This window comes from Aestuariivita sp. (assembly GCF_049276915.1).
Classification (GTDB): Bacteria; Pseudomonadota; Alphaproteobacteria; order Rhodobacterales; family Rhodobacteraceae; genus Aestuariivita.
This window is the reverse complement of the sequence record NZ_JBASXK010000054.1, coordinates 36,975-53,033: the sequence shown is the minus strand read 5'-3', so window position 1 is coordinate 53,033 and position 16,059 is coordinate 36,975. Positions and strand designations below refer to the sequence as shown.

Here is a 16,059-nt window from a genome sequence, read left to right as displayed (position 1 = left end):
CGCCTACTTCAGACCATCACCAACTTTCGGGCATAACTCCGCACGCATCGCGAGACACAGGCTCGCATGGCGGAAAGACTGGGCATCAGCCCGGCCTATGTAAATCTTCTTGAAAGCAATCAGCGCTCACTCTCCGTTCCCGTTCTTGTTGCCATTACAGAGACTTACGGCGTGGACTGGCGAGATCTCCTGCGCGACGGCGAGGAAAATCGCGTGCCCGAGCTGCGCGCGGCCATGCGCGATCCGATCTTTCCCGGCGAGCCACCAGACATACAGGAATTGCGCGCAGCCCTTGATCACGCACCGCGCGTGACCGAACGGTTCTTGCAGCTGTATCAAAGCCACACCTCCCTTACGGATCGCTTGAACCGCATGTCCGGCAGCTCGGAAGCGGCAGATTTTTTCGCCACGACGCCAGAGACCGCAATTCACGACGTGTTTCGCGATCACGGCAATCACTTCAATTCGCTGGAGCGGGTGGCCGAGGATTTCCGCGGACGGATCGGAGGGGCGGCAGATGACATGTATGCCTCGCTCAAACGATTTCTGCGCATCGAAATGGGGCTGTCCGCACAGGTGGTGCCCCCTGAACAAATGCCTGACAGCCTGCGTGTCTTTGATCGTGAAAGGGGCGAGGTCTTGCTCTCTCAGGCGCTGGATCACACCAATCGCGTGTTTCAGCTGGCCCATGTGCTGGGCTTGCTGGTGTGCACCGATCATGTGGATGCCATCGTAAACGCAGCCCCCATCCGCGACCCGGACACCAAAGCCCGCCTGGCGGTTGAACTCACGAACTACTTCGCCGGCGCGCTGCTGATGCCTTATGACGCCTTCCTCGAATCAGCCGAGACCACACGCTATGATCTAGACCGGCTGGCAGCGAGTTTCGGAGTAAGTTTCGAGCAGGTCTGTCATCGTCTGACCACCCTGCACCGTGAAGGCCGGCGCGGGATTCCCTTCTTTTTGCTGAGAGTGGATCGTGCCGGCAACGTGACCAAACGGTTCAACGCTACACCCTTTACCCTGGCCGAACGCGGCGGCTCATGCCCTGTCTGGGATATTCATCATGCCCTGCGCACGCCCGGCGACATCATCCCGCGGTTCGTCGAGCTTCCCGATGGCGGGCAGTTCTTTACGCTGTGCCGTTCGGCAAATCGCCCCGTCTTCAGCCGTGACACGCAGGACAGGCGTATGGCCCTGGCACTGGGGTGTGAGCGCGCGCATGCGGACAAGATCTGCTACGCCGAACCGTTCAACACGACCGACCCCGCCATCTTCCGCCAGATCGGGATTTCCTGCCATGTCTGCCCGCGCAAAGCCTGTTCGCAACGCGCCCACCAGCCGCTGAATATTCAGTTGGGCATTCATGCGGACCGGCGCGGGCGCACCCGATACGAAAGCTGACTTGCGCGTCGCCGCGATTTGCGACCAACTGCGCACAAGACGAAAGGGACAGTGATGCGACCACAGGCTTATCTCGAACCGATGCAGATCCGCGGGCGCATTGCCCGTGCGCAACCGCTGGGCCTGCCCGTTGTGAACATGGGTTTCAACGAACTGCCCTACGGCCCCTCTCCTGCTGTTGGCGAGGCTTTGCACAACGCAGCCGGCCGCGTGCAATCCTATGGCAGTCCACATTGCGACGGTTTGCGGGATGCGATCGGCGCATCAAACGGAATTGATCCCGAACATGTCATCTGCGGCAATGGTTCGGAAGAATTGCTGGACGTGATCGCCCGCGTCTTTGCCCGTCCGGGCGATGAGATCCTGATCACCGAATATGGCTATATCCAATTCGCCCTGACCGCCAACCGGGTCGGTGCCGACCTTGTCAAAGCTCCCGAGCAGGATTTCACCACGGATGTGGATGCCCTGCTTTCGGCGGTGACGGCGCGCACGCGGGTGCTGTTTCTGGCCAATCCGAACAATCCGACAGGAACTCTGGTGGACACCAGGGAATTGGCACGTCTGGCGGATGCGCTGCCGCCACAGGTCCTGCTTGTTCTGGACCTGGCCTACGGCGAGTTTGCGACCCCCGAGTATTGCGCCGGGGTTCATGCGCTGGTGCAAGGTCGCGAGAATGTGGTTGTCACGCGCACCTTCTCAAAGGCCTACGGTTTGGCGGGCGCGCGCGTGGGGTGGTGTCATGGGCCAGACTGGATGATTCCGCTGCTCTATGCGGCGCGCGGGATGGGTACGGTGAATGCGCTGGCGCAGGCCGCAGCGATTGCAGCGCTGGGGGATATGGCAACGGTGCAAACCCGGGTAAGCGAAATCAAGGCCGAGCGTGCCCGGATGAGCGCCACGATGCAGGCGCTTGGGTGCAGCGTTTTGCCCAGCCATACGAACTTCCTGCTGCTCAGCCCACCAGATCAGAACCCCGATACCACCGAGGCGATCGTGGAGCATGTCTTTGACACGGCCGGCATCATCGTGAACCGCACCCGCGAGGCAGGTCTGGAGCATTTCCTGAGGGTGTCGGTCTCACTGCCTGCGCATAACGATCTGTTTCTTGGCGCCTTGGAGGCGTTTCTTGCCGGCGCATCGCCCGGGACAGCCACCGCAACAGGCTCTTGACGGCAAGCACACCTGTTCGATCCCAGGCGAAGCAGCGTCAAGAACCGCCTGTCACCCTTTGACCGGCATTTTGTCCAGATGGCGCAGCATGGAGGCAAAGGCATCCAGCCGGCCGCGCTGATAAGCGGCAACATCCATGCCTTCATAGTCAAGAAACCCCTGTCCGTCGCGCAGACCTGTCCGCCCTTCGGCCATATTGGCCTCGATGATATCCGGAGCCTTGAAACGATCTGCGCCAGTAGCTCCGGCCATATAGCGGCTGGCGTAATACAGGATGTCACCACCGCCCCAGTCAATGAACTCCAACAGCCCCAGCACCGCAAAGCGAAACCCAAAGCCGTATTTGGTCGCCTTGTCGATGTCTTCGGCGCTGGCCACCCCCTCCTCGACCATGCGCGCGGCTTCGTTCATCGCAAGGATCTGAATGCGCGGAACGATGTATCCGGGGCTTGCGGCACAGATAACCGGAACCTTGCCGATACGCTCAAGCAATTCCTTGAGAGCGGCGGTGGTTTGCGGCGCAGTTGCATCGCCCGGAGACAATTCGACCAGTGGCACCAGAAAGGCCGGGTTCAGCCAATGCGCGTTCAGGAACCGTTCTGGATGGCTCACCAGAGGCTGGAGATCATTGGACAGGATCGTTGAGGTGGTCGAGGCGATGATCGCATCCGCAGCCGCAACAGCGCAAACGCGTGCAAAGGCATCTGTCTTGGCCTCCATCGTTTCAGGCACGCCTTCAAAGATAACGCGCACGCCAGCCAGAGCTGTTTCAAGCGCGTCATTCGAGAAATACCGGACGCGGGCAGCCATCTCGTCGATTTCTGTTTCTTCCAGCAACCCGAACCCTGCCATCATGCCAAGCGTGGCGCGAATTTCGGCCCCCGCCTCCTGCGCCAGTCGTGCGGCGTCTTCCGGCGTGCGTGGCTTGGCGTCGATCAGATGGACAGGGTGCCCCGCATAGGCAAAGGCAACCGCCATGCCGCGCCCCATCCGCCCGGCGCCAACGGCTGCGATAATCTCTCTTTCAGCCATATCAGAGTCCGTCGCGCAGCATGGTCTGCAACTCGAACCGGCTCATGCCGGACAGGCCTAGTGATTCAAGCGTCCGGCCGGATTGGCGAAAATCATCGTCACAGATTGCTGACCCCATCGCCAGGATGCCCGTCGCGGTCGGTGCCGCCACTCCGGCCCAGTCGGCGACCGACACCAGAAATGCCAGCCCCATTGCCACATCCTCGCGCATGTAACGATGTTCGGTCAGGACCAGATACTCGCGCCAGTCCCCGCTATCGGTCAGCTTTTCATGCGCGGCGTTCCCATACATCCACTCTTCGGCATCGTTGTCATAATGATCCGCAAGCGGAAAATGCGGCGCGCCATATCCCAGCGCTTCGCGCACCGCGATCCTCTCCTGATCAAGCCGCGTGGTGACGCGGCGAATCGCAGGCTGTGTGCCCTCATTGTGGATATCCCAGTGATCGAAATGTTCGATCGGACCGGCGTTCATCGTGATCAGCGGCGGGTGAATGATCGGCCCAGCATTCATCAGAGCCCCGGACAGCGCATCATCGGCGCGCTCGACCGAAGGATAGGCCGATGCCAGAACCGCGTGAGCGTGATCTGCATTGCGATACGGATAGACCCCGGTGGGCAAGCGCGTGGCGCGCGTCGTGATTGCGACGGTATCAACGCCGTGCATGCGCGTGAGATAGGGCAATGTCCCCGCCTCGGCCCAGCTGACATCAGCCGGATTGCCCGCGCGGCGCACGATATCGGCCATGATCCAGCTGCCAAAACTGCCCGGCGGAAGGAAAACAACTTGTCCATCGCTCAGATACGGAGCCATCGCGCGGGCAATATCCTCCTGAGCAGTTGCAGGAGTCGGACACACAATCAGATCAGCCCCCTGCAGAGCCTCGGCGATATCCGAGGTGACCACGCCAATACGAATGGGCCGTTCGCCCTTGGCATCCTTCAGCGTCAACATGTTGTCACGCGCCCGCAACGCCTCCTGCGCCTGGGCATTGCGGCGCCAGAAACGCACATGATGGCCCTGCTCAGTCAGATCTACGGCTGCGGCGGTCGATCCATTGCCGCCACCCAGAACAGCTATTTGCATGGTTTACCCTTCCCGGATCTGTGCAAACGATGCCAAACCCAATTACATGAAATTTCATGTAATCAGATTTTCATCGCTTTTGTGACATGGTCAAGCTTTTCATATGCAAATGCATAGAAATTTTGATAGGGTCCCTTGCAACCCCTGCAGAGGGGTGCAAGATGCCTGCGTCAAAACTGCCTTTTTTGGCGACGTTTGGTCACGATAAACGTTTGGTCACAATAAGAAGACACACAGGGAGACGACGAATGTCCTTTTTCACCCGCCTTTCCACCAAGGCAACTACCGTCCTGCCCGCGATCGGCCTTGCGCTGTCGCTGGGTGTAACATCGGCCCAGGCCGAAGACCGCGTGAGCGCGGTTCACGCCTTCCCCGAATTCCTGGTTTACACCAAGACCTTCCTTGCGATGGTCGCAGACATCAACGAACGCGGCAAAGGCATCGTTCAGATTGATGTGCGTGGTGGTCCCGAAGCCATCGGCATGTTCCAGCAACCCGCAGCCGTGCGCGATGGTGTCATCGACATGGTGCATACGCCGGGCTCGTTTTACGGAGCCAACGTTCCTGAGATCGACGCGATGGTCGCAGCCCGCGTCACCCCGATGGAAGCGCGTGCCAACGGCGGTGCTGCCATCATGGACGCAGCCCACCAGGAGCGCTTCAACGTTCGCCATCTGGGTTGGATCGATGGGGGCATCAAGTTCCACATCTTCATGAACTCCGAACCCAAGTTTGACGAAAACGGCGTTCTCGATCTGACCGGTGTCAAACTGCGCGACAACCCGATCTACAACGCGTTTTTCACTGCGCTGAACGCCACCACCGCATCCATGCCGGCCACCGAAGTGTATTCGGCGCTGGAAAAGGGCGTGGTTGACTCTGCTGCCTGGACGGAGATCGGCATTCCCCAGCTGAAATGGAACGAGTTCCTCTCCTACCGTGTTGATCCGATGTTCTACAACACGGATATCGGCGTGATCTTCAACGTTGATGCCTGGAACGCCCTGAGCCCGGAAAGCCAGGAACTGATCCAGAGCGTGGTGATCGAGTGGGAAGAGAAATCCTTCAATGATCGTCAGGCCGACGTTGTATCCGACAACCAGATCCTGCTGGATGGCGGCATGACATTCGTCAGCCACCCAACCGAAGAAGCCGGTGCTGCCTATCAGAAACTGGCTGATGATGCGGCCTGGGCGCGTATGTACGAGCGCATTGACGGTGCAGGTGCAGGTGCGGAAACATACCGCCTTCTGCGCCAGTACTACGCGCTGGACAACGGATCCTGATCACACAGAGCGCGCCACCCTGTTGCGGGGTGGCGCGGCACGCCCCCGACAAGAGGGGCCTGAGGCAACCGCAGGGGAAACCAGATGCGCGTGATTGATCGCATATGTGATTTTCTGGCCATCCTGGCCGGGATTTATTTGGTTGCGATCATGCTTGGGATCGTAATCAGCGCGGTGGCGCGCAGCGTGAACCTGTCCGGGCAATGGTCGAGCCATGTGTTCACATTCGCCGAGTTCGGCCTGCTGTATATCGTGATGGCAGCCTCCCCCTGGCTGGTACGTCACAAAGGCCATGTGTTCATCGAACTTCTGAGTGCCGCCCTGCCTAAATCCGTGCAACGCCCATTCAGCCGGGCTGTATCGGGTCTGTGCGTGGTGATCTGCGCGATCCTCGTCTGGTACACCTTTCAGGGCACGCTAAAAGCCTATCAATTCGGCGATGCGGAAATGCGCAGCCTCGATATGCCCAAATGGCTGCTGTTGGGCGCGATGCCCATCGGGTTCGGACTGATGGGCATTCAGTTTGCCCGCTTCGTCTTTGGCCCGGAAACCCTGCATTCCGGCCAAGCCGGCGTGTATGAATAAGCGTTAGGTAGCATCGCGATGGAATGGTTCGAAGCGCTTTTCTTCCTGCTGGGAATGATCTTGTTTTTCATGGTGCTCGGCGTACCCGTGGCTCTGGCCTTTCTGGCCGCCAACGTCATCGGTGCTGCCTATTTCATGGGGGGACGGGGCGATATCCTTGACCAGATGGCGCGCGGCATAGGCCAGTTGGCCAATAACGCGATCCCCACGATCACATCCTTCAACCTCATGCCGGTGCCGATGTTCCTGTTGATGGGCGAGATATTCTTTCACACGGGGTTGGCAAACCGCATGTTTGGGGCGGTCGATCGTCTGATGGGCAAATTGCCCGCACGGCTGTCATTTGTCACCGTTGCCGGCGGTACGGCTTTTGCGACGTTGTCGGGCTCATCCATGGGATCCACGGCACTTTTGGGCTCGCTGATGGTGCCTGAGATGCAAAAGCGCGGATACAAGAAACATATGTCGATCGGCCCGATTCTGGGGACCGGGGGCCTGGCAATGCTGATCCCGCCCTCGGCGCTGGCGGTTCTTCTGGCAACGCTGGCCGAACTGGATATCGGAGAGCTGCTGATTGCAGGCATTCTGCCGGGTCTGTTGCTGGCGATCATGTATGCGGTGATGATCCTTGGCATGGCGCTGTATGATCCGTCCGCAGCCCCTGCCTACGAGCTGGAAAGCACCTCCTGGCGCGAGAAACTGCGGCTGTTCTTTTTTGATATCCTGCCCATGGTCTCGATCGTGATCGGTGTGATCCTGGTGATCATGTTCGGCATTGCGACCCCGTCCGAAAGTGCGGCGTTTGGATGCCTTGGCGTGGTTGTCCTTGCGGCTCTCTACCGCTCGCTCACATGGGAGGGGATCGTCAAATCCGTGACCGGTGCGCTCAAGGTCACGACGATGGCGCTGTTGATCATCTTCGGATCGGCAACATTCTCGGCGCTGCTGGCCTTTTCGGGGGCCTCTTCCGGCCTGATCCGCTGGGCCACCGGGTTTGATCTGGATCCGATCACCATGCTGCTGATCATGTTTGGCATCCTGCTGGTACTGGGCATGTTCATGGACCAGTTGTCGATGATGCTGCTGACGGTTCCGATCTTCTTCCCGCTGGCACAAACGCTGGGCTTTGATCTGATCTGGTTTGCGGTGATCGTCCTGCTGGCTTTGGAGATCAGCTTTACCACGCCGCCGTTCGGACTTTTGTTGTTCGTGATGAAGGGCGTCTCTCCGCCCGACACCAAGATGCGTGATATCTATCTGGCCGCCCTGCCCTTTATCGGCTGTTCGATCTTTCTGGTCGTCATGCTGATCTTCATTCCGGGCATTGCGACCTGGCTGCCAAGCCTTGGAAACTAAAGCCCTTTGGGGTGGGTGAGGAACTCTTCGATCACCTCAGGGGGAGCTTTGGCATAATCTCCCACGCGGCTCACGCCCTGACCGGTGTGGCGCTTGAGATTGACCGCCATCTCGGCCATCTGCACGGCGATGGGTATACCGTTCACAACCGGAGCCCCGTCGATCTGATGGTCATGAAACTGTGAGAACAAAAGCATCGGAATGCCGCCGCCGGGAATGAGCACATCTGTTCCCTCGGCAACCATGGGGCGTCCTTGTTCTTCAAACAGCTTCTTGACCTCGGCCGCCTTTGCAGGATCGCCATAGGCACCGAGGATCTGACCGGGTTCGAAACTCATCGAGTGGACACCGCTGACACGATCGCGCAATCCATACTTGCCGATCTGATGGTGAAACCATGGGATAAAGCGCGGGTTGATCGTCACGATTCCCAGACGCTGGCCCATCTGGCAACACCACAGCATCGTCGCTTCGCCCAGTCCGATCACCGGGATATCGACGACCGAGCGCGCCTCATAAAGACCGGCATCCTGAAAGTGGCCGACGATGAACGCGTCATAGCCTTCGCGCTCGGCCTGGATCGCATTGCAGATCATCTCGCGTGCGCAGCGAAACTCCACCAGAGGGTGCGCGTAGCTGTCATAGGGCGTGATCCCGCGAATATCCACCTGCGTATCCGGGGAGGACACCGTATCAAGATGCGGTTGCAGCATATCCCAGTAAGATGCGCCGTTTTCGTAATCAACGTATGATTGGTACCAGAGTTTCATGGCTTGTTCTCCGTTTTGTAGGGGGGCTTTGGCCCCTCACCTGCCGCGCCGCGCCACGGTTCTGACAACCCGAAGACGAAAAAGAGAGGTCCTGTTGGCGGCAGATGTGCTGTGCTGGCGCGCCGGTTCAAAGCAAGTGTGAGATTCGAGGCCGCGCTTGAATTTTCATATGCAAATGCAAGTAATCTGTCCAGCACCTGTTGCCCACTGGAAGACAGGTCCGGAATATGTCACCCCTAGCCCATCACGCCGAGGAGCCAAATCCCATGACCATCCGCGTTCTTGCCCTGCGCCAACCTCCCCCACCGGTTGTCACTGCATTGCCAAAGGATATCACCCTGGAGGTGATCGATGATCCGTCTGCGGACTGGCAGATCGACAGGCCAGAAGACATTCGCGGGGTGATCAATTTTGCCGGTGCCCTCAGCGCAGATGTCATGGACAGGCTGCCCAATCTGGAGATCATCTCGCATATGGGGGTCGGCTATGACGGGGTGGATGTGCAGGCTGCCCGGGCGCGCGGCATCGTCATCACGCATACCCGCGACGTGCTGAACGCGGATGTGGCGAATTTTGCCTTCCTGATGCTTTTGGCGGCAAGCCGGGAATATGTGCGTCAGGACAGGCATGTGCGCAGCGGAGCCTGGGAGAGTGGGCAGACACCGCTGACATGGTCGATCGAAGGACAGACCGTGGGCATCGTCGGCCTTGGGCGGATCGGTCGCAATCTGGCGAAAAAGCTCGAGGCGTTCAATGTCACCGTGCTTTATCATGGTCGCAGCCGTCAGGATGTAGCCTATGAATTCTGCGCCGACCTCGAAGAGATGGCGCGCAGGTGCAGGGCGCTTGTGCTGCTGTTGCCTGGCGGCTCGGACACCGATGGGCTGATCACCGCATCGGTGATTGACGCGCTTGGACCTGAATCCGGCCTGATCAACGCGGCGCGCGGGTCCGTGGTGGATCAGGCGGCGTTGATCGCGGCGCTTGAGGCGGGGCGGCTGGGCTGGGCCGCTCTGGATGTGTTCGAGGACGAACCGCATGTCCCGCAAAGCCTGCGCGATATGCAGAATGTTCTTTTGAGCCCACATGCGGCCAGCGCCACGCGCGAGACGCGCGGTGCCATGTTCGCGCTGGTGGCCGAGAACATCCGCGCGCATTTTCACGATGGGGCCGCTGTTACCCCGATCCCGGAATGCGCGGATATGGTTCAGCGCTGATCGTCTTCCAGCCGCGCAAGCAGCGCCTTGAGAACCGGTTTGAGCACGGCTGCCTCCTGCTCGGTCAGCAAAGCCAGCAGGCCTTTTTCATGGGCCTGCGCGTCATCGACAAGGCGCGTGGCCAGCGCGCGGCCGTGCCGGGTCAAAAATACCCGCACGCGGCGCGCATCGGCGGGATCGGCCCCACGACTGACCAGCCCTTTGGCGGCCATCTGGTCGATGATCCTGGTCAGACGCGATTGCTCAAGCAGGGACAGCCTGGCCAGTTCGGTGACCATCGCGCCGTCCTCGTCGCTCAGGCAGGCAAGGACCCGCCATTCAGGTACCCGCAGGCCGTCCAAGCGCACATGGTCGTGAAACTGGCCACTGGCCCGGTCACTGACAGCCGCCAACAGATACAGCAGATAATCGCCAACAAAACTGGGCGAGTCCTGCACGGACGGTTCATGCCTCAGGGGCTGAACGGCATTGTCTGACATGCGGCGCTGACCTTTCAAGATTTCACTTGACCCAGTTTATATGAAATTTCATGTTAATGCCAACAGGGGGAAAGCACCGATGACTCTTTCGCTGAGTGTTACGGCGATCCGGGACGAAACCGATCACATCCGCGTCTTCGAACTGACCGCGTCGGATGGTTCGGCGCTGCCTGCCTATACCGCCGGGGCGCATCTGGTGTTTGATCTGGGTGAAACCGGCACGCGGTCCTACTCGCTCATCGACTGGCCGGGTGAAAACGATGCAAAGACCTATACCATCGCCGTTCAGCGTGAAGATGCCGGCGATGGTGGATCGCGCCAGATGCACAGGCTGCGTGTCGGAGACGTGGTGAAGGCGCAGGCCCCCAAAAACGATTTCGAACTGCGCGATCACGGCGGTCCTGCGCTTTTGCTGGCCGGAGGGATCGGCGTCACACCGATGATCTCCATGGCGACAGAGCTTCAGAAAGCCGGTCGCGCCTATCGCTTTGTCTACAGCGCCCGCTCGGCACAGGTCATGGGTTTTGGCAAGGCCCTGAAGGGCGCGTTTGAAGACATCGCCCTGCATCATGACGACACCAACCCGCTGGATCTGACCGCGCTCATGTCCACCCTCGGTGCCGACACGCATGTCTACATTTGCGGACCCAAGGGCATGATCGACGCGGCCCGCGCGGCTGCCATTCAGGCGGGTATGAGCGAAGACCAGATTCACATCGAACTGTTCACCTCGGCGGCCGTGGCGGATGGCGATACGGCCTTTGAGGTCGAAATTCACGACACCGGCGAAGTCTATATGATCCCGCCGGGCAAAACGATCATCGAGGTGCTGGAAGGGGCCGGTCTTGATCTGATGTATGATTGCCAACGCGGCGATTGCGGAATTTGCCAGACAGATGTGATCGCAGGCACGCCAGACCACCGCGATGTGGTGTTGTCGGATGCGGAGCGCGCAGCCGGTGAGGTCATGCAAATCTGCGTCAGCCGCTCCAAGACACCCCGCCTTGTGCTCGATCTGTAGAGAGGAACGCCAATGCCCGCCTACACCTTGGACACCGCCCGCGCTCTGGTTCAGGGCCATCAGGTCCACCGGGATATCTATACCAGTGAAGACGTCTACCGGCTGGAAATGCGCCATGTGTTTCGCAACACCTGGGTGTTTGTCGGTCATGACAGCCAGACACCCAACAAGGGCGATTACTTTACCACGCAGGTTGCCGATCAACCCGTGATTCAGGTGCGCCATTCGGATGGCGAGATCCATGTGCTCTATAATCGCTGCCCACACAAAGGGACCAAGATCGCCATCGACCGGCAAGGCAATACCGGCAAGTTCTTTCGCTGCCCGTATCATGCGTGGTCGTTCAAGACGGATGGCTGTCTTTTGGCCATCCCGCTGAAGAAAGGGTACAAGGATACAGGTCTTGATCAGACCGAGAACGCACGGGGCATGAAGGCTGTGGGGGCCGTCGTGAACTATCGTGGTTTCGTGTTCGCGCGCCTGGCCGAGACCGGTATCTCGTTTGAGGACTTTTTTGGCGACAGCCTGTCGTCGATCGACAACATGGTCGACCGGGCACCTGAAGGGCGGATGGAGGTCGCAGGCCCGCCGCTGCGCTACATGCACCAATGCAACTGGAAGATGCTGGTCGAGAACCAGACCGATACATGCCATCCGATGGTGGCCCATGAATCAAGTGCCGGCACCGCCGTGCGCCTGTGGGGCGAGATGGGCAATCCCGAACCCCGCCCCGCAGCCATGCAGATCATCGCGCCCTTCATGTCGGCCTATGAGTTCTTCGAAGACATCGGCATCCGCACCTGGCCCAACGGACACGGTCACACCGGTGTCAAAGGTTCGATCCATTCCGATTACGACGGCATTCCGGGTTATTTCGAAGCCATGACAGAGGCTTACGGAGAGGAGCGCGCCAAAGCGATCCTGGATGAGAACCGCCACAACACGGTCTATTTCCCCAACATCATGGTCAAGGCTCCGCTGGGCCAGCTGCGTAACTTCATCCCGCTGGGTGCAAACAAGACATTGGTGGAATCCTACGTTTATCACCCCGTGGGCGCACCGCGTGAGCTGACCGCGCGCTCGGCCATGTACAACCGCATGATCAACGCGCCCACCTCGATCGTCGGGCATGATGATCTCGAGATGTATGAACGCGCGCAGGAAGGTCTGATGTCGGATGGTCTGGAATGGGTGAACATCCAGCGTCTGTATCAGGATGACGAAGACTTTGATTTGGAAGCGGTCGAGAACGGCACCACCGAGCGTCAGATGCGCAATCAGTTTCATGCCTGGGCCAAGTTCATGCATGAAGAGCCAGAACCCGCGCGCGCCGAGGCTGCCGAATGAGTGTTCCTTCAAAAGACGATCTGATCGATTTCATCTATGCCGAGGCACGTATGCTGGATGAAGGACGCTTTGGCGAATGGCTGGCGCTGTGGATGCCCGAGGGGCATTACTGGATGCCGCTGGATTACAAGCAGGATGATCCGGTCATGACCACATCTTTGCTGTATGAAGACAATTTCATGCTGCGCCTCAGGGTCGAACGGCTGGAGGGCGAGCGGACATTCTCGCAGAAACCCAAAAGCCGATGCAGCCATGTGATCCAACGCCCCTTTGTGGATGGATACGATCCCGAGGCGAACCGCTATGTCACCAATACATCCATGCATTATGTCGAGACCCGGCTGGATGATCAGCAATTGCTGGCGCTGACGGCGCGCCATGAGCTGACGGTGGTGGATGGTGCGATCCGCATCGCCAACAAACGTGTCGACCTTCTCAACTGTGATGCCGCGTTCGGCAACATACAGCTTTTGCCATGAGCCTGACCGATCTCCCCTCGATCCACGATGCCTTTCTGGCCGCCGCGCGGCGCTGGCCGGAACGCGCCATTCTGAACGTGCTGCCGGGCACGGCGGATGTCTATGGTATCGATCCGGGGGAAATCACCTATGGCGCGGCCGAAGCCAAGATCGCCTGGATGGCAGAGGTGTTTTCCGAAGCAGGCTATGAACCGGGCATGCGCGTGGCGCTGCTGCTGGAGAACCGCCCGCGGTTTTTCCTGATCTGGCTGGCGTTGAACCGCCTCGGGCTGTCGGTGGTGCCGATCAACCCCGACCTGCGCGCCTCGGAACTTGAGTATCTTCTTGGCCATTCCGAGCCCGCGCTGGTCATGTCGATCGCGTCGCGTTTGGCAGATCTTGCCGGTGCCGCGCGGGCAGCAGGCCTTGATGTCCCCGTTATCGGTGAAGACGATACGGTGCCGGCACCGCGACCTCACTCCATCGTTGCCGAACCGCTCGAGGGCTCTGCGCGCGAGGCGGCCGTGCTTTATACGTCGGGCACCACCGGCAAACCCAAGGGATGTGTGCTGTCCAACACCTATTTCCTGATGGCGGGGGACTGGTACCGCGATCTGGGCGGCATTGCCGATCTGAGCGATGAGGGCGACAGGATGATCACGCCCCTGCCCGTCTTTCACATGAATGCGATGGCGGCCTCGTTCATGGGCATACTGTCGGTGGGCGGGTCCTTGACGGTCCTGGACCGCTTTCATCCCAAGACCTGGTGGCAGGATGTGCGCGATGCCAAGGCGACCTGTCTGCATTATCTGGGCGTGATGCCCTCGATCCTGATGAAGATGCCCGAAGCCCCTGAGGACCGCAGCCATTTTGTCCGTTTCGGTTTTGGCGCGGGCGTTGATCCGAAGCTGCATGCGGCCTTTGAGGCGCGGTTCGGCTTTCCGCTGTGTGAAGGCTGGGCGATGACCGAAACAGGTCTTGCGACGGCCATCACCAATAATGCGCCGGACCGACTGATCGGACAGTCCAGCCTTGGCCGACCCGGACCAGAGATGGAACTGCGCATCCTGACCGATGCCGGCAAGGATGCAGCACCCGGCGAGCAAGGCGAATTGCTGGTGCGGCGCAGCGGAACGACTCCCCGCGCCGGCTTCTTCACGCAGTATTACAAGGACCCGGCTGCCACCGATGAGGCCTGGAAGGACGGCTGGTTTCATACCGGCGACATCGTGCGCCGCGACGCCGAGGGCCGCGTGTTCTTTGTGGATCGCAAGAAGAATGTGATCCGCCGCTCTGGCGAAAACATCGCGGCCGTCGATGTTGAATCGGTGCTGATGAACCATCCCGATATCACCGCAGCCGGTGTTGCCCCGGTGCCTGACCCGATCCGGGGCGATGAGGTCTTTGCCTGTCTGACGGTCGCCAATCCGTCAGCTGAAACCGCGCTGGCCATTACCCGCTGGGCGTTGGATCAGATGGCGTATTACAAGGTGCCCGGCTATATCGCTTTTGTCGACGCCCTGCCCCTCACCCCGACCCAGAAGATCCAACGCGCCTCGCTCAAGGAGATGGCGGCGACTCTGCTGGCCAGCGGCAAGGCCTTCGATGTCACCCATCTCAAGAAACGGCAGGTGACATGATGGGGCGCGCTCGGCAAAGCTATGACGGCGTTGTGCTGACCTGCCCGATCTCGGTGCCTTATCAGCGCTATTCCATCGACACGGCCCACTGGTGGATCGCCACCGCGCTGCGCCAGGCACTGAAGGCGGCAGGCGTCTTGCCAAAGGAACTGGACGGGTTCTCGGTGTCGTCCTTCACGCTGTTTCCCGACACGCCTGTGGGTCTGACCCAGCATCTGGGCCTGTCGCCGCGCTGGCTGGACATAATCCCCATGGGCGGCGCTTCGGGGGTGGTCGCGCTGAGACGTGCGGCGCGCGCCGTGCAGGCGGGTGATGCCGATATCGTGGCCTGCGTGGCCGGAGACACCAATCACATCGACAGTTTCCGCAGCCTGCTGTCGTCCTTCTCGCGCTTTGCGATGGATGCGTCCTATCCCTACGGTTACGGCGGACCAAATGCGAATTTCGCTTTGCTGACGGACCGGTACATGCAGGAATACGGCGCGACCCGCGCCGATTTCGGACGCATATGCGTCGCACAGCGCGCCAATGCGCTGAACTATCCCGCGGCGATCATGAAAAAGCCCCTCACATTGGAGGCCTATCTCGAAGCCCGCCCGATCGCGGATCCCATCGCGTTGTTTGACTGCGTGATGCCTGTGGCCGGGGCCGAGGCTTTCCTCGTGATGACCGAAGACGATGCGGTCAGGCGCAACCTGCCCTTTGCCCGTATTGGCGGTGCCATCGAGCGCCACAACGCCCATTCGGAAGATCCCATTCAACTGCGCGGCGGCTGGACCGTGGATCTGGACCAGCTTTACGGCATGGCCGGATCCGCGCCCGAAGACATGGACCTTGTGCAGACCTATGATGACTATCCGGTCATCTCGATGATGCAGATCGAGGATCTGGGTTTTTGCGCCAAGGGCGAAGGTGCCGATTTCCTGCGCAACAAGGACATGACCATCACCGGGGACTTTCCGCATAACACAAATGGCGGGCAACTGTCGGCCGGTCAGGCCGGTGCGGCAGGCGGGTTCATCGGTCTGGTCGAAGCACTGCGGCAAGTCACGCAACAGGCCGGGCCAACGCAGGTCAAAGGTGCCCGAAAGGCGCTTGTTTCAGGCTTTGGCATGATTAACTATGACCGGGGCGTGTGTTCATCTGCCGCCATATTGGAGGCCGCATGACGCAGCCCCTTCAGCCCCCACCGAAGAAAGATCCC

Annotated in this window: 15 protein-coding genes; 11 read left to right on the top strand and 4 right to left on the bottom strand. The window is 59.9% G+C overall.

The features are described 5' to 3' along the window. Nucleotides 1–66: 66 nt before the first annotated feature. Both WAO69_RS05940 and WAO69_RS05935 read left to right on the top strand, forming a co-directional pair. Complete coding sequence (locus WAO69_RS05940) at nucleotides 67–1,404, top strand: helix-turn-helix domain-containing protein (protein WP_422177133.1); 1,338 nt, start codon at nucleotides 67–69, stop codon at nucleotides 1,402–1,404. A gap of 138 nt (nucleotides 1,405–1,542) precedes the next feature. Next, nucleotides 1,543–2,577, top strand: coding sequence for a pyridoxal phosphate-dependent aminotransferase (locus WAO69_RS05935; protein ID WP_422177134.1), 1,035 nt, complete (start codon nucleotides 1,543–1,545; stop codon nucleotides 2,575–2,577). Nucleotides 2,578–2,628: 51 nt separating this feature from the next. Here WAO69_RS05935 and WAO69_RS05930 read toward each other — a convergent pair whose 3' ends face one another. Continuing rightward, the gene (locus tag WAO69_RS05930) at nucleotides 2,629–3,609 is read right to left on the bottom strand and encodes a 3-hydroxybutyryl-CoA dehydrogenase (RefSeq protein ID WP_422177132.1); all 981 of its coding nucleotides are present in this window, start codon (nucleotides 3,607–3,609) and stop codon (nucleotides 2,629–2,631) included. 1 nt (nucleotide 3,610) lies between these two features. Then, complete coding sequence (locus tag WAO69_RS05925) at nucleotides 3,611–4,696, bottom strand: NAD/NADP octopine/nopaline dehydrogenase family protein (RefSeq protein WP_422177131.1); 1,086 nt, start codon at nucleotides 4,694–4,696, stop codon at nucleotides 3,611–3,613. A gap of 248 nt (nucleotides 4,697–4,944) precedes the next feature. Between WAO69_RS05925 and dctP the strand changes: the two genes are divergently transcribed. The 3 genes from dctP to WAO69_RS05910 all read left to right on the top strand — a co-directional run bounded on the left by dctP (nucleotide 4,945) and on the right by WAO69_RS05910 (nucleotide 7,923). Further along, entirely contained in the window at nucleotides 4,945–5,982 is a 1,038-nt protein-coding gene (gene dctP / locus WAO69_RS05920; RefSeq protein ID WP_422177130.1) for a TRAP transporter substrate-binding protein DctP, read from the top strand. Nucleotides 5,983–6,066: 84 nt separating this feature from the next. Further along, nucleotides 6,067–6,567 carry a TRAP transporter small permease gene (locus WAO69_RS05915; RefSeq protein WP_422177129.1) on the top strand — a complete coding sequence of 167 codons (501 nt, stop codon included), beginning with the start codon at nucleotides 6,067–6,069 and terminating at the stop codon, nucleotides 6,565–6,567. A gap of 18 nt (nucleotides 6,568–6,585) precedes the next feature. Beyond that, complete coding sequence (locus WAO69_RS05910) at nucleotides 6,586–7,923, top strand: TRAP transporter large permease (protein ID WP_422177128.1); 1,338 nt, start codon at nucleotides 6,586–6,588, stop codon at nucleotides 7,921–7,923. Here the strand turns inward: WAO69_RS05910 and WAO69_RS05905 are convergent. Next, complete coding sequence (locus tag WAO69_RS05905; protein WP_422177127.1) at nucleotides 7,920–8,693, bottom strand: aspartate/glutamate racemase family protein; 774 nt, start codon at nucleotides 8,691–8,693, stop codon at nucleotides 7,920–7,922. The genes WAO69_RS05910 and WAO69_RS05905 overlap by 4 nt on opposite strands. 266 nt (nucleotides 8,694–8,959) lie before the next feature. On the opposite strand from WAO69_RS05905, the gene WAO69_RS05900 reads away from it, so the two are divergent. Next, a complete protein-coding gene (locus WAO69_RS05900; RefSeq protein ID WP_422177126.1) occupies nucleotides 8,960–9,910 on the top strand; it encodes a 2-hydroxyacid dehydrogenase in 951 nt (316 codons plus the stop codon). On the opposite strand, the gene WAO69_RS05895 is transcribed toward WAO69_RS05900, so the two are convergent. Next, the gene (locus tag WAO69_RS05895; RefSeq protein ID WP_422177125.1) at nucleotides 9,901–10,389 is read right to left on the bottom strand and encodes a MarR family winged helix-turn-helix transcriptional regulator; all 489 of its coding nucleotides are present in this window, start codon (nucleotides 10,387–10,389) and stop codon (nucleotides 9,901–9,903) included. The two genes, WAO69_RS05900 and WAO69_RS05895, sit on opposite strands and share 10 nt — an antisense overlap. A 79-nt stretch (nucleotides 10,390–10,468) precedes the next feature. Between WAO69_RS05895 and WAO69_RS05890 the strand changes: the two genes are divergently transcribed. Genes WAO69_RS05890 through WAO69_RS05870 form a run of 5 tightly spaced genes read left to right on the top strand, consistent with a single transcriptional unit; the run spans nucleotide 10,469 to nucleotide 16,024 of the window. After that, nucleotides 10,469–11,410: a PDR/VanB family oxidoreductase gene (locus WAO69_RS05890; protein ID WP_422177124.1), complete on the top strand. Its 942-nt coding sequence runs from the start codon at nucleotides 10,469–10,471 to the stop codon at nucleotides 11,408–11,410. Nucleotides 11,411–11,422: 12 nt separating this feature from the next. Next, nucleotides 11,423–12,757 (top strand): aromatic ring-hydroxylating dioxygenase subunit alpha, encoded by a 1,335-nt coding sequence (locus WAO69_RS05885; RefSeq protein WP_422177123.1) that lies wholly within the window; start codon nucleotides 11,423–11,425, stop codon nucleotides 12,755–12,757. After that, on the top strand, nucleotides 12,754–13,236 hold the full coding sequence (locus WAO69_RS05880) for an aromatic-ring-hydroxylating dioxygenase subunit beta (protein ID WP_422177122.1): 483 nt from the start codon (nucleotides 12,754–12,756) through the stop codon (nucleotides 13,234–13,236). Before WAO69_RS05885 ends, WAO69_RS05880 begins: the two co-directional genes overlap by 4 nt. Next, nucleotides 13,233–14,855 (top strand): AMP-binding protein, encoded by a 1,623-nt coding sequence (locus tag WAO69_RS05875; RefSeq protein WP_422177121.1) that lies wholly within the window; start codon nucleotides 13,233–13,235, stop codon nucleotides 14,853–14,855. The genes WAO69_RS05880 and WAO69_RS05875 overlap by 4 nt, the downstream gene beginning before the upstream one ends. After that, nucleotides 14,852–16,024 carry a thiolase family protein gene (locus WAO69_RS05870; protein ID WP_422177120.1) on the top strand — a complete coding sequence of 391 codons (1,173 nt, stop codon included), beginning with the start codon at nucleotides 14,852–14,854 and terminating at the stop codon, nucleotides 16,022–16,024. The genes WAO69_RS05875 and WAO69_RS05870 overlap by 4 nt, the downstream gene beginning before the upstream one ends. Nucleotides 16,025–16,059: the final 35 nt, after the last annotated feature.

Bases quoted from the DNA above. Each gene is read 5' to 3' on its own strand.
- WAO69_RS05940 (WP_422177133.1), top strand. From the start codon at position 67: ATGGCGGAAAGACTGGGCATCAGCCCGGCCTATGTAAATCTTCTTGAA.
- WAO69_RS05935 (WP_422177134.1), top strand. From the start codon at position 1,543: ATGGGTTTCAACGAACTGCCCTACGGCCCCTCTCCTGCTGTTGGCGAG.
- WAO69_RS05930 (WP_422177132.1), bottom strand. From the start codon at position 3,609: ATGGCTGAAAGAGAGATTATCGCAGCCGTTGGCGCCGGGCGGATGGGG.
- WAO69_RS05925 (WP_422177131.1), bottom strand. From the start codon at position 4,696: ATGCAAATAGCTGTTCTGGGTGGCGGCAATGGATCGACCGCCGCAGCC.
- dctP (WP_422177130.1), top strand. From the start codon at position 4,945: ATGTCCTTTTTCACCCGCCTTTCCACCAAGGCAACTACCGTCCTGCCC.
- WAO69_RS05915 (WP_422177129.1), top strand. From the start codon at position 6,067: ATGCGCGTGATTGATCGCATATGTGATTTTCTGGCCATCCTGGCCGGG.
- WAO69_RS05910 (WP_422177128.1), top strand. From the start codon at position 6,586: ATGGAATGGTTCGAAGCGCTTTTCTTCCTGCTGGGAATGATCTTGTTT.
- WAO69_RS05905 (WP_422177127.1), bottom strand. From the start codon at position 8,693: ATGAAACTCTGGTACCAATCATACGTTGATTACGAAAACGGCGCATCT.
- WAO69_RS05900 (WP_422177126.1), top strand. From the start codon at position 8,960: ATGACCATCCGCGTTCTTGCCCTGCGCCAACCTCCCCCACCGGTTGTC.
- WAO69_RS05895 (WP_422177125.1), bottom strand. From the start codon at position 10,389: ATGTCAGACAATGCCGTTCAGCCCCTGAGGCATGAACCGTCCGTGCAG.
- WAO69_RS05890 (WP_422177124.1), top strand. From the start codon at position 10,469: ATGACTCTTTCGCTGAGTGTTACGGCGATCCGGGACGAAACCGATCAC.
- WAO69_RS05885 (WP_422177123.1), top strand. From the start codon at position 11,423: ATGCCCGCCTACACCTTGGACACCGCCCGCGCTCTGGTTCAGGGCCAT.
- WAO69_RS05880 (WP_422177122.1), top strand. From the start codon at position 12,754: ATGAGTGTTCCTTCAAAAGACGATCTGATCGATTTCATCTATGCCGAG.
- WAO69_RS05875 (WP_422177121.1), top strand. From the start codon at position 13,233: ATGAGCCTGACCGATCTCCCCTCGATCCACGATGCCTTTCTGGCCGCC.
- WAO69_RS05870 (WP_422177120.1), top strand. From the start codon at position 14,852: ATGATGGGGCGCGCTCGGCAAAGCTATGACGGCGTTGTGCTGACCTGC.